Origin of the sequence: Marichromatium bheemlicum (assembly GCF_012276755.1) — a bacterium.
Lineage (GTDB): Bacteria > Pseudomonadota > Gammaproteobacteria > Chromatiales > Chromatiaceae > Marichromatium > Marichromatium bheemlicum.
On sequence record NZ_JAAXKX010000008.1, the window covers coordinates 44,727 to 59,652 of the forward strand.

Below are 14,926 nucleotides of genomic sequence, written 5' to 3' on the forward strand. Positions count from 1 at the left end.
CAAAGAAGACAAAAAGAGACCGCGGGCGTGCCGCCTGGCACGCCCGTTTGGCCTTGATCAATGGAGATCTTGTAACCGATTGACGGTGCGGATGTCCAGTTGCTTGAGCGCCAGACAGGTCGCCTCGGCACCGGCGATGGTAGTGGTGTAACACACCTTGTGCTGGAGCGCGGCGCGGCGGATCTCGGCGGAGTCGGCGATCGCCTTGGCACCCTCGGTGGTGTTGACGATCAGGCTGACCTCGTTGTTCTTGATCATGTCGACCAGGTGCGGACGCCCCTCGGCAACCTTGTTGACGCCAACGCACTCGATGCCGGCCTCGCGCACTGCCGCGGCGGTGCCGTGAGTGGCATAGAGGCTGAAGCCGAACTCGATGAGCTCGCGCGCGACCCGGATCAAGCGCGGCTTGTCGGCGTCACGCACACTCAGCAGCGCCTTGCCGCCACGACTCGGCAGCAACGAACCCGCACCTTCCTGGGCCTTGGCATAGGCCTCACCGAAGGACTCACCGACCCCCATCACCTCGCCGGTGGACTTCATCTCCGGCCCCAACACGGTATCGACGCCGGGGAACTTGACGAAGGGGAAGACCGCCTCCTTGACGAAGTAGTGCTTGGGACGCTGTTCGCGCTCATAGCCCTGCTCGGCCAACGAGCGTCCGGCCATGCAGCGCGCGGCGACCTTGGCCAGCGGGATGCCGATCGACTTGGAGACGAAGGGCACGGTACGCGAGGCGCGCGGGTTGACCTCGAGGATATAGATCTCCTCACCCTTGACCGCGAACTGGGCGTTCATCAGACCGACGACGTTGAGCGCGCGCGCCATCTTCGCCATCTGCTCGCGCATCCGGTCCTGGATCGAGGCCGGCAGCGTATAGGGGGGCAGCGAACAGGCCGAGTCACCGGAGTGCACGCCGGCCTGCTCGATGTGCTCCATGATGCCGCCGATGAGCACGTCCTGACCATCGCTGATGGCGTCGACGTCGACCTCGATGGCGTCATCGAGGAAGCGATCGAGCAGCACCGGCGACTCGTTGGAGACACGCACCGCCTCGCGCATGTAGCGCTCGAGGTCGGCCTCCTCGTAGACGATCTCCATCGCCCGACCGCCGAGCACGTAGGAGGGGCGCACCACCAGCGGGTAGCCGATGTCGGCGGCCAGCGCCACCGCCTCGGCCTCGCTGCGCGCGGTCGCATTCGGCGGCTGCAGCAGGTTGAGGTCCTGGATCATGTGCTGGAAGCGCTCGCGATCCTCGGCCAGGTCGATGCTGTCCGGGGTGGTGCCGATGATCGGCACCCCGGCGGCCTCGAGGGCGCGGGCGAGCTTGAGCGGGGTCTGGCCGCCGTACTGCACGATCACCCCGCGCGGGCGCTCGCACTCGACCACTTCGAGCACATCCTCAAGGGTGAGCGGCTCGAAGTAGAGACGGTCGGAGGTGTCGTAGTCGGTCGAGACCGTCTCCGGGTTGCAGTTGACCATGATGGTCTCGTAGCCGTCCTCGCGCATGGCGAAAGCGGCGTGGACGCAGCAGTAGTCGAACTCGATGCCCTGACCGATGCGGTTGGGGCCGCCACCGAGGACCATGATCTTGTTGCGATCGCTCGGCTCGGACTCGCACTCCTCCTCATAGGTGGAGTAGAGATAAGCGGTGGTGGCGGCGAACTCGGCCGCGCAGGTGTCGACGCGCTTGAACACCGGGCGCACGCCGAGGGCGTGACGCCGGGCGCGGATGGCGTCCTCGGTGGTCTCGAGCAGCCGTGCGATGCGACGATCGGAGAAGCCCTGACGCTTGAGCTGACGCAACCGCTCGGCATCGAGTCCGTCGAGCCCGGCGGCAACCAGTGCGCGCTCGCTGGCGATCAGGTCCTCGATCTCGGCGAGGAACCAGGGTTCGATCTTACTCAGCGCGTGGATGTCCTCGAGCGACAACCCCATACGGAAGGCGTCGGCGACATAGAACAGCCGGTCGACACCGGCCTGGCGCAGCTCCTGGCGCAGCTTGGCCATGGCCTCGGGGTCGGCGGGGTCGACGATCTCCTCGAGCCCGTACTTATCGATCTCGAGCCCGCGCAGCGCCTTCTGCAGCGACTCCTGGAAGGTACGACCGATCGCCATCACCTCGCCGACCGACTTCATCTGGGTGGTCAGGCGGGCATCGGCCTGGGCGAACTTCTCGAAGGCGAAGCGCGGGATCTTGGTGACCACGTAGTCGATGGTCGGCTCGAACGAGGCCGGGGTGGCGCCGCCGGTGATGTCGTTGCGCAGCTCGTCGAGGGTGTAGCCGACGGCGAGCTTGGCCGCGACCTTGGCGATCGGGAAGCCGGTGGCCTTGGAGGCCAGCGCCGAGGAACGCGAGACACGCGGATTCATCTCGATGATGATCATCCGCCCGTCCTCGGGGTTGATCGCGAACTGGACGTTGGAGCCACCGGTATCGACACCGATCTCGCGCAGCACCGCCAGCGAGGCGTCGCGCATGATCTGGTATTCCTTGTCGGTGAGCGTCTGCGCCGGGGCGACGGTGATCGAGTCGCCGGTGTGCACGCCCATCGGGTCGAGGTTCTCGATCGAGCAGATGATGATGCAGTTGTCCGCGCGGTCGCGGACCACCTCCATCTCGTACTCCTTCCAACCGAGCACCGACTCCTCGATCAGCAGCTCGCGGGTCGGCGAGAGGTCGAGCCCGCGGCGACAGATCTCCTCGAACTCCTCCTGGTTGTAGGCGATGCCACCACCGCTACCGCCCATGGTGAAGGAGGGCCGGATGATCGCCGGGAAGCCGATCGAGGCCTGGACCTGATTGGCCTCCTCGAGGCTGTGGGCGATCGCCGAACGCGGCATGTCGAGGCCGATCTTGCGCATCGCCTGACGGAACAGGTCGCGGTCCTCGGCCTTGTCGATGGCCTCGCGCGAGGCACCGATCAGCTCGACGCCGTACTCCTCGAACACGCCCTCGCGCACCAAGTCGAGGGCGCAGTTGAGCGCGGTCTGGCCACCCATGGTTGGCAACAGCGCATCCGGGCGCTCACGCTCGATGATCGCCGCCAGCGCGCGCCAGGTGACCGGCTCGATATAGGTGGCGTCGGCCATCTCGGGGTCGGTCATGATGGTGGCCGGGTTCGAGTTCACCAGAATGACCCGATACCCCTCCTCCCGCAGCGCCTTGCAGGCCTGGGCGCCGGAGTAGTCGAACTCGCAGGCCTGGCCGATGACGATGGGGCCAGAGCCAATGATCAGGATGCTGTGGATGTCAGTACGCTTTGGCATTCTGTTAGTTTCTTGAGATCCGAGAATGGATGTACGTGAACGCAAATGCTGGAAGACGAATGCCGTGAGCGACGGACCGTGAGGGGTCCGCACCCGCACCGCTCCGCAACACCCGGTCGACCCTGGACTCCGCCACCGGCGGATCCGTCGAGCCCGTGCGTGCGCCCGACGAGGGCGCGCGCAGCGCGGCTCGTCTAGCGGCGCGCGCGCATCGCGTCGATGAACTGATCGAACAGCGGCGCCACGTCACAGGGCCCGGGACTGGCCTCGGGATGGCCCTGGAAACTGAAGGCGGGACACTCACGGTGACGAATGCCCTGCAGCGAGCCGTCGAACAGCGAGCGGTGCGTCGGCTGCAGCGTCTCGGGCAGACTCGCCTCGTCGACGGCGAAGCCGTGGTTCTGGCTACTGATCATCACCGCGCCGGTGGCGAGGTCCTGGACCGGGTGGTTGGCGCCGTGGTGGCCGAACTTCATCTTCAGGGTGCGGGCGCCGGAGGCGAGCGCGAGCAGCTGGTGGCCAAGACAGATGCCGAACAGCGGCACCTGGTGCTCAAGCAGCTCGCGGATCGCGGTGATGGCGTAGTCGCAGGGCTCGGGATCACCGGGACCGTTGGAGAGGAACACCCCGTCGGGGTTCATCGCCAACACCTCGGCGGCGGGGGTGCGGGCCGGGACCACGGTGACGCTGCAGCCGCGCGAGACCAGCATGCGCAGGATGTTGCGCTTGACGCCGAAGTCGTAGGCGACGACCTTGAACGGCAGCGCCTCGTCGGCGGGGTCGAGCGGCGCGGGCAGTCCGCCCTCGAGCGCCCACTCGCCCTGGGTCCAGGCATAGGGCTCGGCGGTGGTGGCCTGCTGGGCGAGGTCCATGCCCTTGAGCCCGGGGAAGTCACGGGCGGCGGCCAGGGCCGCGGCCTCGTCGATGGCATCGCCGGCCTGCAGACAACCGTTCTGCGCACCCTTCTCACGCAGGATGCGGGTCAGGCGACGGGTGTCGATATCAGCGATGCCGACCACGCCCTGACGACGCAGATAGTCGTCGAGGCGCTCGCGCTGGCGGAAGTTGCTTGCGCGTTGCGGCAGGTGGCGCACGATCAGGCCGGCGGCCTGGATGCCGGCGGACTCCTCGTCCTCCGGGTTGGCGCCCACGTTGCCGATGTGGGGGTATGTCAGGGTCACGAGCTGACGCAGATAGGAGGGATCGGTGAGGATCTCCTGATAGCCGGTCATGGCGGTGTTGAACACCACCTCACCGACGCTCGAGCCATCGGCGCCAATCGATGTTCCGCGGAAGACCGAACCGTCTTCCAGAACCAGAACTGCGGGTTTTCTCAAGGGTATCTCCGAATCCGGGCGAGGATGCGCAACGACCGCGACGGGACGTCGGGTGACGGCGTTGGACACACAGGATAGGTCAATGGCAGCGCCCTGACCGGCCTGAATTCTAAAGAACCGCCGGCGTACTGTCCACGCGCACCGGTCGGCACGGGCGGCGAAATGCCAACCCGATCATCTGCTTCAGCTCAGCCATGACCCAGTTGCCGACGCGCCCAGGCGGCGATCCCCGCCGCATCCATGGCGCCGGCCTGACGGGCATGCTCGACCCCGCCACGAAACAGCGCCAGGGTCGGGATGCTGCGGATACCGAGGCGCGCGGCCAACCCCTGCGCCTGCTCGGTGTCGACCTTGATCAGGCGCAGCTCGGGTTCGAGGGTGCGCGCGGCAGCGGCGAAGGCCGGCGCCATCATCCGACAGGGACCACACCAGGGCGCCCAGAAATCGACCAACAGCGGCAGGTCACTGCGCGCCAGATGATGCGCGAAACGCGCCTCGTCGAGTGCCACCGGCTCGCCAGCGAACAGCGGCGCGTGGCAGCGCCCGCAACGCCCGCCCGCGCCGAGTCGCGTCGGCGCCAGCCGGTTGACCGCGTCACAGGCGGGACAGACCACATGGATCGAATCGGACATGTCTTTCGCTCTCTCACTCGTTCACAACCTGGCCTCCGGGCATGACAGGGCCGGGCGCCAGCACATCGTCGATGTGCCCGATCGTGCCGACCGCCCCGGTCTCGCGCCCTCGGCGTCTTGAATCGTCACCGGCCGCTGGCTATGGTCACCGGCCTTGCGACTATCCATATCATCAGGAGTCATCACCCATGACAGATTCACCCCATGTCGTGACCGTCACGGCCCAAAACTTTCAGTCGGTCGTCATCGAGGGCTCCTACGAGCGCCCGGTGCTGGTCGACTTCTGGGCCGATTGGTGCGCCCCCTGCCGGATGCTGATGCCGCTGCTCGGCGGGCTGGCCGAGCGCTATGCCGGACGTTTCCTGCTCGCCAAGGTCAACACCGAAGAGGAGCAGGCGCTGGCCGCACAATTCGGCATCCGCAGCCTACCCACGGTGCGCCTCTACAAGGACGGCCAAGCGGTCGACGAGTTCATGGGAGCGCTGCCCGAGGGACAGATCTGCGAGTTCCTCGACCGCCACATCCCGCGCGCCTCCAACGCGCTGCTCGAGCAGGCCCGAGCCAGCATCACCGAGGGCGCACTCGAGCAGGCCGCCGCGCAGCTCGAACAGGCCCGCACCGAGGACCCGGGAAACACCCGCATCGCCCTGCTCGAGGTCGAATTGACGGCCGCACGCGGCCAAGTCATCGAGGCCGAGGCGGCGATCGATCGACTGCCGATCGAGCTGGCCAACGACCCCGAGGTCAATGCCCTGCGCGGGCGCCTACGCTTTGCCACCGCGCTCGTCGAGGCCGCCGACGCGGCGACGTTGCGCGCCCGGCTCGAGACCGACCCGACCGACAGCACGGCCCGCTACCAGCTCGCCGCCTGGGCGGTGACCCAGGGCGATTACGCCACCGCGCTGGAACTGCTGCTCGAACTGATGAAGCGCGACCGCGGCTACGGCGAGGATGCCGGACGCAAGGGCATGCTCGCGGTGTTCGACCTGCTCGGCGGCGATGGCGACCTGGTCGCACGTTATCGCGCCAAGATGATGAACGCGCTCTACTGAGCCCCCAGCCCCCCGGTGGCGCGCCCAACCTCGCAGATCTCGCGAAACACCCCGAGCGCGCCCCAGGGGTGGCCCGACCAACGCAACCGGCCCGACGCCCCGGCGTCGCGCTGGTGACAACCGCAGACCCCAGCGATCGCGACCAGTCGATCGGTCCCGGCGACGAACAGCAGCGGCACCAGCGGGCGCAGCCAGGGCGCCACCCCTGCCTCCTGGAAGACCTTCTTGAGCGAACGCCGCGATCCACCCGGCCGCGGTCGACACTGGCCACCGACCCCGAAGCGCACCTCCAGCGCCACCTCGACCCCGGTCACCTGCAATTCACCCAACCCCTGCGGCAGGATCAGTGCCGCCCCAGGCGACCAGCGCAAGACCTCGTCCGGCATCATCGGCAGCGGAGTCAGGGCATACAGCCCATCACGATAACGACGCACCTCGCAGTCACGCCACGCGACCACGGGCGAGGCGTCGGCGCGCGCCGCCAACAACTCGGTGACGATGCGCTCGAGCCGTGCTCGACCCGGTACCGAGAAGCCCTGACGACGTAGCCACAACCGCACCACCGCCCGCCGCGCCGCGCACTCCAACCCCGCCAGAGCAGCCACCGAGAGGCTGCCGGGCACGGCACCGGCGACCGCAGCGAGATCGTGCCCGGCCTGGCGGTCGATCAGCGCTGCGGCCTCGGCACAATGTGCCGCGCTGCGCGCGATGGTGGTGGGGGCCGCCGGCCAGCGGGTGCGCAACAGCGGCAGCACCTGGTGGCGCAACAGGTTGCGATCGTGACAGAGCACCTCGTTGCTCGGGTCGTCGATCCAATCGAGCCGGTGGCGCCGGGCGTAATCGAGCAGCTGCGACCGCGACACCCCCAACAGCGGTCGTACCAAGCGGCCACGACCGAGCGGCGCACACCCCGGCATCGCCGCCAGCCCGTGCACCCCACTGCCTCGCAGCAACGCCAGCAGCAGGGTCTCGGCCTGATCATCGAGATGGTGGGCGGTCAGTAGCAGCTCGTCGCGCCCGAGCACCCGGCCGAAGGCGCGATAGCGCGCTGCGCGGGCATGGGCCTCGAGGCTCTCGCCGGGGGGCGGCGAGAGCGCCAGGGCGCGGGCGACGAAACGCACCCCGAGGGCGCGACAGTGCTCACGACAGTGCACACGCCAGGCCCGCGCCGCAGGCTGCAGCCCGTGATCGATGTGAATGGCGCCGAGCGGGCGCGTCAGCGGGGCCAGAGTCAGCGCATGCAGCAAGGCGCTGGAGTCGAGCCCACCGCTGTAGGCGACCCAGCAGCGCCCCCGGCCACCGAGCGCAGCCAGGTCGGCGGCGAGGCGCTCGGGATCGAGGGCGTCCACCTCACTCCTTGAAGCGGCCGTAGCCCATCAGCCGCTCATGGCGCTTGGCCACCAAGGTGTCGAGATCGACCTCGCGCAGTGCCTCGAGACGCTGCAACAGCACCGACTTGAGTGCGGCGGCGGTCGCATCGGGATCGCGGTGGGCACCACCGGAGGGCTCCTTGATCACCTCGTCGATCAGCGCCTGCTCGAGCAGCTTGTCGGAGGTAATCGCCATCGCCTCGGCGGCGAGCTGGGCCTTGTCGGCACTCTTCCACAGGATCGAGGCACAGCCCTCAGGCGAGATCACCGAGTAGGTACTGAACTGCAGCATCCCCAGCCAGTCGCCGACACCGATCGCCAGCGCCCCGCCCGAACCGCCCTCGCCGATCACGGTGCAGAGGATGGGGGTACGCAGCCGCGACATCTCGCGCAGATTGCGCGCGATCGCCTCGCTCTGGCCTCGCTCCTCGGCACCAACCCCCGGATAGGCCCCGGGGGTGTCGATGAAGGTCAGCACCGGCAACGCGAAACGCTCGGCCATCTCCATCAGCCGCAACGCCTTGCGGTAACCCTCGGGGCGCGGCATGCCGAAGTTACGATGCAGCTTCTCCTTGGTGTCGCGCCCCTTCTGATGGCCGATCACCATCACCGGCTGACCGTCGAGCCGCGCCAGTCCCCCGATGATGGCGGTGTCATCGGCGAAGGCCCGATCACCGTGCAACTCGTGGAACTCATCGAAGATCCGGCGCACATAGTCGAGCAGATAGGGACGCTGTGGATGACGCGAGAGCTGCGAGATCTGCCACGGGGTGAGCGAGGAGAAGATCGACTCGGTGAGCGCCACACACTTGGACTGGAGACGCTCGATCTCCTCCTGGATATTGAGTTCGTTGTCGTGGCCGACCAGGCGAAGTTCTTCGATCTTCGCCTCGAGCTCTGCGATGGGTTGTTCGAAATCGAGGAAATTGAGATCCATAGCCCCACTACATCGTCTTGAGAGTTACGCGTGGATCGCCCACGGATGACTCCGCATTCGGCGCCCCGTCATCAGGCAGCGGTCGAGCTCCGGGCGCCATCGCAACGACACCCCGGCACGGCATCGCGAGACACCCGTCGTCGTCGCCTCAGTCCTGCCTCGACCCCGGCACGGGCGCTCGCCCGCGGCCACAGTAACCTGCCAATCTAGCGCAGCGATCGCAGTGAGTACAGCGCCGCTAAGCCTGCGCGCGCGCGGTCATCGCGCCCGCGTGCGCTAGCACATCCAACCATCACCCTCGCGGTTTCGCGCACTTAGCCGACCCAGCCGTAGACGATCACGAAAGATTCAAGAAACAGCGCCCAACTGTCGCCAAATCCGGGCATCTCTGGGCGGCGACCGGAAAAACACACGAACCTGCCGCCAATCCCCATGAATCAGGGCGCGGAGAAGGGAAAGAGCAGGCATTCGGTTACCACCACCACCCCGCAAGCCGGCAGACCGGGGTAACGCGACGGCCATGCAGAGCACCCTTGCAATGCGCATCGCGCGATCGACGACAGGCCCCAACCGCACCGCAGGCTACGGGCCGAAGGCCCGAACCCGATCCCCAAAGGAGCTAACCGAACAGGCCTACCAGCGACGCCCCCCAGTCACGAAACACCTCACCGAGATCGAACCACAGCCCCCGAACGCCAGTAATGGCCCGATCGAAGGCAGGCCAGTCCCCCGGATCGGGCGCGATCCAGGCCAGCCAGACGGCCAGTGCGAGCAGTGACAGGCTGCTCAACGGGTCGTTCAGGCTCAGCGGCTTGAGTGCGGTACCGAAGGAACGCTTGATCCGGCTGTTGAGCAGGTCGACGCTGTAGAGTTCGTCGAGCAAGAGATGAGTGAAATAACCGATCGCCACCATCAACCCGGCGACCCAAGCCGCCCGTGCCGAGTGCTCGAGCAGCCAGTGGGCGGCGTTGACCGTCGCCAGCGACCAGACCGCCGCCGCCAACCAGGAATGCCAGATCCCGCGGTGCACGGTAAAGCGGGTGAACAGCTCGAAGAAACCGTAGCGCACACAAAGAAACACCCCGCCCCACACCAGCGCCAGCTCGAACAGCAACAGCTGCCCCACCAGCGGCAGGGTCATGGCGAAGGCCAAGCCGGCCCCGAGCACGGTGAAGAAGGCACGCACCGGGCGCGAGGTGTCAGAGTCGACATCGGGCAGCAGACTGGCACCGACCCCAAGCGCAAATAACGTTAGCGTCTGACCCTGCTCAACCAGCCCCGCGGCATGCAGACCGAGCACACTGGCACCACTGACGAAGATGCCGACATTGATATGGGTATGGAAGTTGGCCATGCGGAAACGAAGCACTGCGGAGAGCGACGCCAGCGGCGCCCACGGATCCGGGGCACTCTAACCGCGCCAGCCGCCAGCCGCCAGCCGCCAGGGAGATGAACCGCAAAGCCGCGAAGAGCGCGAAGAATGAGAGAGTAAGGCCGTAGGTTGGGCTGCCCGCCGACACGCGCCCCCTGTGCTGGGGCGGTGACGGTTGATCGGCGGGCAACCCAACGCCCGCGAAGAGCGCGAAGAATGAGAGAGTAAGGCCGTAGGTTGGGCTGCCCGCCGACACGCGGCCCCAGCGCTGGGGCGGTGACGGTTGATCGGCGGGCAACCCAACGCCCGCGAAGAGCGCGAAGAATGAGAGAGTAAGGCCGTAGGTTGGGCTGCCCGCCGACACGCGGCCCCTGTGCTAAGGCGGTGACGGTTGATCGGCGGGCAACCCAACGCCCGCGAAGAGCGCGAAGAATGAAAGAGTAAGGCCGTAGGCTGGGCTGCCCGCCGACACGCGCCTCCTGTGCTGGGGCGGTGGCCGTTGATCGGCGGGCAACCCAACGCCCGCGAAGAGCGCGAAGAATGAGAAGAGTAAGACCGTAGGTTGGGCTGCCCGCCGACACGCGCCTCCTGTGCTGGGGCGGTGGCCGTTGATCGGCGGGCAACCCAACGCCCGCGAAGAGCGCGAAGAATGAGAGAGTAAGGCCGTAGGCTGGGCTGCCCGCCGACACGCGCCTCCTGTGCTGGGGCGGTGGCCGTTGATCGGCGGGCAACCCAACGCCCGCGAAGAGCGCGAAGAATGAGAGAGTAAGGCCGTAGGTTGGGCTGCCCGCCGACACGCGCCTCCTGTGCTGGGGCGGTGGCGATTGATCGGCGGGCAACCCAACGCCTCGGACCGCAGATGTTGGGTTGGCGCTGCGCGACAACCCAACCTACGGGCTACAATCTTGAGAGCTTTCACCTCCTTTGTGCCCTTCGCGTCTTATGCGGTTCAATCCCTATTTGGCCCGACGTTGATCGCTGGCGACGAACCCCGCCGTGCCGGATAATCCGGCGCCTCGTCCCCCGCCGATTCGCAGAGGTTTCGTCCATGACCGCATCCCCACTGACCATCGCGCTCGTCCAGCAGGCCGATCAGGGCGGCCTCGAGGCCAATCTCGACGCCTGCACCACGGCCTGTCGCGCGGCCGCCGCCGAGGGCGCACAGCTGGTGCTGCTCCAGGAGCTGCACAACGGGCCCTATTTCTGTCAGCAGGAAGACCCGGCGCTGTTCGATCTCGCCGAACCCATCCCCGGCCCCAGCACCGACGTTCTCGGCGCAATCGCCGCCGAACTCGGGGTGGTGATCGTCGGCTCGTTGTTCGAGCGGCGCGCCCCCGGGCTCTACCACAACACCGCCGTGGTGCTCGACAGCGACGGTCGGCTCGCCGGGCGCTATCGCAAGATGCACATCCCCGACGACCCGGGCTACTACGAGAAGTTCTACTTCACCCCCGGCGACCTCGGCTTCACCCCGATCGACACCAGTGTCGGCCGGCTCGGGGTGCTGGTGTGCTGGGATCAGTGGTACCCGGAGGCGGCGCGGCTGATGGCGCTCGCCGGGGCCGAGCTGCTGCTCTATCCCACCGCCATCGGCTGGGACCCGCGCGACGAGCGCGAGGAGCAGACACGCCAGCTCGACGCCTGGATGACGGTGCAGCGTGGTCACGCGGTAGCCAACGGCCTCCCGGTGGCCGCCTGCAACCGCGTCGGCTTCGAGCCCGATCCGGCGCCGGGTGGCGCCGGCGCGCACTTCTGGGGCAACTCCTTCGTCTGCGGCCCGCAGGGCGAGCTGCTCGCGCGCGCTGGGGCGGAGACGGCCGAGACCCTGATCGTCACCCTCGACCGCGCCCGCAGCGAAGACGTACGCCGTATCTGGCCCTTCCTCCGTGACCGGCGGATCGACGCCTACACCGAACTCGGGCGGCGCTACCGCGACTGAACAAGGCGGTTGAGATCGACACCGCACGCCCTCAGGGAGGGCAGTGCGGTCATCGTGCGACCGTGAGCAGGATGCGCCCGGGCGGCGCCGCCGCCCCGCAGTCATCGCGCCAGCGGAGGACAGCCATGCCCAGCGACACCAACCCGGCCGCCGACATCCCCGAGCTGATGCGCTCGATCATCCAGCGCGTCGCCACCGGCCCAGAACTCTCCAAGGCCATCTCCCAGACCGAGGCCCGACGAGCGATGCGCGCCATCCTCGACGGTGTCGCCAACCCGATACAGGCGGCCATCTTCCTCATCGCGCTACGCATGAAGCGCGAGACCGACGACGAGCTGCGCGGCATCCTTGAGGCCATCCAGGAGGCCACCGGTCACGCCGTCGCCGAGGTCGACGAGGTGGTCGACATCGCCGACCCCTACGACGGCTACAACCGCTCGCTTCCGGTCTCGCCCTTCCTGATGCCGCTGCTGGCCGAGTGCGGGGTCGCGGCGATCAGCCACGGCGCGCACGCCGTCGGCCCCAAGTTCGGCGTCACCCACAGGCACGTGCTCGAGGCCGCCGGTGTCGCCGTCGACCTCACCCCGGTCGAGGTCGCCGCCCGCCTCTCCGATCCCGACCTCGGTTGGGGCTATGTCGATCAGCGCGCCTATTGCGCGTCGCTGCACAACCTGCTCGGACTGCGCGAGACCATCGTCAAGCGCCAGGCGCTGACCACCGTCGAGGTGCTGGCGCGGCCGGTGCACGGACGCCGCCACACCCACCTGCTGACCGGGTATGTGCACAAACCCTATCCGCGCATCTATGCCCTGCTCGCACGTCATGCCGGATTCGACTCCGCGCTACTGGTCCGCGGGGTCGAGGGTGGCGTCATCCCCTCGTTGCGCCAGCGTGGGCTGTGCTTCAACTATCAATGCATGGGCGAGGAGCAAGGCTTCGAGGTCGACCCCACCAGCCTGGGTATCGAACAGGCGCTGCGCGCGCCTCCCCTGCCCGAGACCCTGCCCCAGGCAAGCCGCGCCGGCGACGACATCGCCATCGCCGTCGACCTGCCGGCCACCGCCGCCGCGGCCGCGCGCGCCGGGCTAGCCGCGCTCGAGGGTGGGCGCGGCCCCGCCTATGACGCCCTGGTACTGGGCGCGGCGCTGGTCCTCTGGCACCTGGGTCGGGTGCCCAGCCTGGAGGCGGGCGCAATCCGTGCCCGCGCGGTGCTCGACAGCGGCCGCGCCGCGCGGCGGGTGTGCTGATGGCCGGGCCGCGCGTGGCGGCGCGCAGCGACGAGGTCCCCGAGGGGGGCTTCATCCGCGTCCGGGTGGCGGGGATCGACTGCATCCTCGCCCGGATCGAGGGCCGGCTCTATGCGGTCGAGGACAACTGCAGTCACGAGGACTATCCGCTCTCCTACGGCTGTCTCGACGGCGCGCGCATCAAGTGCTCGCTGCACGGCAGCCGCTTCTGCCTGCGCACCGGCCAGCCGCTCGAAGCGCCCGCCGACACCCCGATCCGCACCTTCCACGTCGAGGTCATCGACGACCAGATCCTGATCGACCCGACGCGGGCGGGCGAGTGAGGACGCCAGCCGCCAGGATTGAACCGCAAAGCCGCGAAGGGCGCGAAGATGAAGAAAGGCTTCCAGCTGCCAGCCTCCAGTGTCGGTTTGCAGTCAACCTTGAAGGTGCGAGACAAGCCTGCCCCCTCTCGCTGGCGGCTGTCAGCTGGTCGCTGGCAACTTGAACCTCTTCGCGTCCTTTGCGGCTTTGCGGTTCAATCTCCTGATAGCTGGTAGCCCCGTAGGTTGGGTTGCCGCGCAGCGGCAACCCAACATCTGCGCCTGAGAAAGATCCGCGCGGTCGTTGGGTTGCCCACCGATCAACGGCCACCGCTCCAGCACTGGGGCAGCGCGGCGGTGGGCAACCCAACCTACGACGCTACGACGCTGATCGACCTGACGCGGGCGGGCGATGTGAGGGCGCCAGTCGAAGAGATTGAACCGCCAAGATACCGTCTTGCCCGTCAACCGCCGACCATGCAACACCAGCCTCCCCGACTGGAGGCTGGAAGCTGACCGCTGGAAGCTGGTTCGAACCGCAAAGACGCCAAGGGCGCGAAGATGAAGAAAGGCTTCCAGCTGCCAGCCTCCAGTGTCGGTTTGCAGTCAACCTTGAAGGTGCGAGACAAGCCTGCCCCCTCTCGCTGGCGGCCGTCAGCTGGTCGCTGGCAACTTGAACCTCTTCGCGTCCTTTGCGGCTTTGCGGTTCAATCTCCTGATCGCTGGTCGCCGACTGCTGACTCGACGTGCCTCACTCCGCCCGAGGCGGGGTTAGTGCCGGTTCGCGGCGGTCGGCGCCGATCTCGACGTCCTCGTCGATGCGAAAACGCGGCCCCTCGGTGACGTCGGCCGGACCGACCTCACCGAGCACTGGCTCGGCACGCGCACCACCGAGGGTCGGCACCACCACCTTGGGTTGAGGAGGGTCGGAGGGGCGGGCGCGAGAGCGCGGTGCGGCACGACCGGTCGCGCCGAGCACGGTACGCAATCGGGGGGCGAGATCGCCCGGGGCATAGTGCTCACACTCGAGGAAGCGCAGCAACGGCAGCCCGGCGGTGGCACACATGGTATCGAGCTGGTCGCGCGGTGGCTCGCGCCGACGCAGCCAGCCCGCCGGGGAGAGCGCCAGGGCACAGCAGGGCTTGCTAGTCGCCGCATCGCAGATCAGGAAATCGAAACAACGTTCGCCAAGGCGCCACTCGGCGCGCTCGCGCCAGCGCTTCGGCGTACGCCGCGCCACTGCCAAGACCTCGGTCGCCGGCACTCGCGCATAGAGGCGGTAGCGGTCGTCGAGACACTGTTCCAGGGCATGGGCGAAGGCGCGCTGGGTGGACGTGAGCAGCGCCCCGGAGAGCACATAGGGGCGGCGGTTACGCGGCGACAACGCACGCCACAGGCTGAACGCGAAGGCGAGCAGCACCAGTGCGGTGAGTCCGAGCAGCAGATAGAAATGGGCCATGCTCCCTCCGGT

At 67.8% G+C, this 14,926-nt stretch carries 11 protein-coding genes; 4 read left to right on the top strand and 7 right to left on the bottom strand.

Going from position 1 to position 14,926, the window contains the following annotated elements; translation table 11 throughout:
* Positions 1 to 57 precede the first annotated feature (57 nt).
* The 3 genes from carB to trxC form a co-directional block, all read right to left on the bottom strand.
* The gene (gene carB, locus HF203_RS07545) at positions 58 to 3,267 is read right to left on the bottom strand and encodes a carbamoyl-phosphate synthase large subunit (protein ID WP_168668255.1); all 3,210 of its coding nucleotides are present in this window, start codon (positions 3,265 to 3,267) and stop codon (positions 58 to 60) included.
* 194 nt (positions 3,268 to 3,461) lie between these two features.
* Positions 3,462 to 4,604 carry a glutamine-hydrolyzing carbamoyl-phosphate synthase small subunit gene (gene carA, locus HF203_RS07550; protein WP_168668263.1) on the bottom strand — a complete coding sequence of 381 codons (1,143 nt, stop codon included), beginning with the start codon at positions 4,602 to 4,604 and terminating at the stop codon, positions 3,462 to 3,464.
* Positions 4,605 to 4,792: 188 nt separating this feature from the next.
* Positions 4,793 to 5,236 (bottom strand): thioredoxin TrxC, encoded by a 444-nt coding sequence (gene trxC, locus HF203_RS07555; RefSeq protein WP_168668265.1) that lies wholly within the window; start codon positions 5,234 to 5,236, stop codon positions 4,793 to 4,795.
* 188 nt (positions 5,237 to 5,424) lie between these two features.
* On the opposite strand from trxC, the gene trxA reads away from it, so the two are divergent.
* A complete protein-coding gene (gene trxA / locus HF203_RS07560; RefSeq protein ID WP_168668267.1) occupies positions 5,425 to 6,288 on the top strand; it encodes a thioredoxin in 864 nt (287 codons plus the stop codon).
* On the opposite strand, the gene tilS is transcribed toward trxA, so the two are convergent.
* The 3 genes from tilS to HF203_RS07575 all read right to left on the bottom strand — a co-directional run bounded on the left by tilS (position 6,282) and on the right by HF203_RS07575 (position 9,964).
* Entirely contained in the window at positions 6,282 to 7,637 is a 1,356-nt protein-coding gene (gene tilS, locus HF203_RS07565; protein ID WP_168668274.1) for a tRNA lysidine(34) synthetase TilS, read from the bottom strand. The genes trxA and tilS overlap by 7 nt on opposite strands.
* A 1-nt stretch (position 7,638) precedes the next feature.
* Entirely contained in the window at positions 7,639 to 8,595 is a 957-nt protein-coding gene (locus tag HF203_RS07570; protein WP_168668276.1) for an acetyl-CoA carboxylase carboxyltransferase subunit alpha, read from the bottom strand.
* Between the two features lie 619 nt (positions 8,596 to 9,214).
* Positions 9,215 to 9,964 carry a metal-dependent hydrolase gene (locus HF203_RS07575; RefSeq protein WP_343043893.1) on the bottom strand — a complete coding sequence of 250 codons (750 nt, stop codon included), beginning with the start codon at positions 9,962 to 9,964 and terminating at the stop codon, positions 9,215 to 9,217.
* A gap of 1,051 nt (positions 9,965 to 11,015) precedes the next feature.
* Between HF203_RS07575 and HF203_RS07580 the strand changes: the two genes are divergently transcribed.
* The 3 genes from HF203_RS07580 (at position 11,016) to HF203_RS07590 (ending at position 13,476) form a co-directional block, all read left to right on the top strand.
* A complete protein-coding gene (locus HF203_RS07580) occupies positions 11,016 to 11,906 on the top strand; it encodes a carbon-nitrogen hydrolase (protein WP_168668278.1) in 891 nt (296 codons plus the stop codon).
* 125 nt (positions 11,907 to 12,031) lie between these two features.
* A complete protein-coding gene (locus tag HF203_RS07585; RefSeq protein ID WP_168668280.1) occupies positions 12,032 to 13,153 on the top strand; it encodes an anthranilate phosphoribosyltransferase in 1,122 nt (373 codons plus the stop codon).
* Entirely contained in the window at positions 13,153 to 13,476 is a 324-nt protein-coding gene (locus tag HF203_RS07590; protein ID WP_168668282.1) for a Rieske (2Fe-2S) protein, read from the top strand. Before HF203_RS07585 ends, HF203_RS07590 begins: the two co-directional genes overlap by 1 nt.
* Before the next feature lie 730 nt (positions 13,477 to 14,206).
* On the opposite strand, the gene HF203_RS07595 is transcribed toward HF203_RS07590, so the two are convergent.
* Complete coding sequence (locus HF203_RS07595) at positions 14,207 to 14,914, bottom strand: DUF2726 domain-containing protein (protein ID WP_168668284.1); 708 nt, start codon at positions 14,912 to 14,914, stop codon at positions 14,207 to 14,209.
* Positions 14,915 to 14,926 lie beyond the last annotated feature (12 nt).

Bases quoted from the DNA above. Each gene is read 5' to 3' on its own strand.
- carB (WP_168668255.1), bottom strand. From the start codon at position 3,267: ATGCCAAAGCGTACTGACATCCACAGCATCCTGATCATTGGCTCTGGC.
- trxC (WP_168668265.1), bottom strand. From the start codon at position 5,236: ATGTCCGATTCGATCCATGTGGTCTGTCCCGCCTGTGACGCGGTCAAC.
- trxA (WP_168668267.1), top strand. From the start codon at position 5,425: ATGACAGATTCACCCCATGTCGTGACCGTCACGGCCCAAAACTTTCAG.
- HF203_RS07570 (WP_168668276.1), bottom strand. From the start codon at position 8,595: ATGGATCTCAATTTCCTCGATTTCGAACAACCCATCGCAGAGCTCGAG.
- HF203_RS07580 (WP_168668278.1), top strand. From the start codon at position 11,016: ATGACCGCATCCCCACTGACCATCGCGCTCGTCCAGCAGGCCGATCAG.
- HF203_RS07585 (WP_168668280.1), top strand. From the start codon at position 12,032: ATGCCCAGCGACACCAACCCGGCCGCCGACATCCCCGAGCTGATGCGC.
- HF203_RS07590 (WP_168668282.1), top strand. From the start codon at position 13,153: ATGGCCGGGCCGCGCGTGGCGGCGCGCAGCGACGAGGTCCCCGAGGGG.
- HF203_RS07595 (WP_168668284.1), bottom strand. From the start codon at position 14,914: ATGGCCCATTTCTATCTGCTGCTCGGACTCACCGCACTGGTGCTGCTC.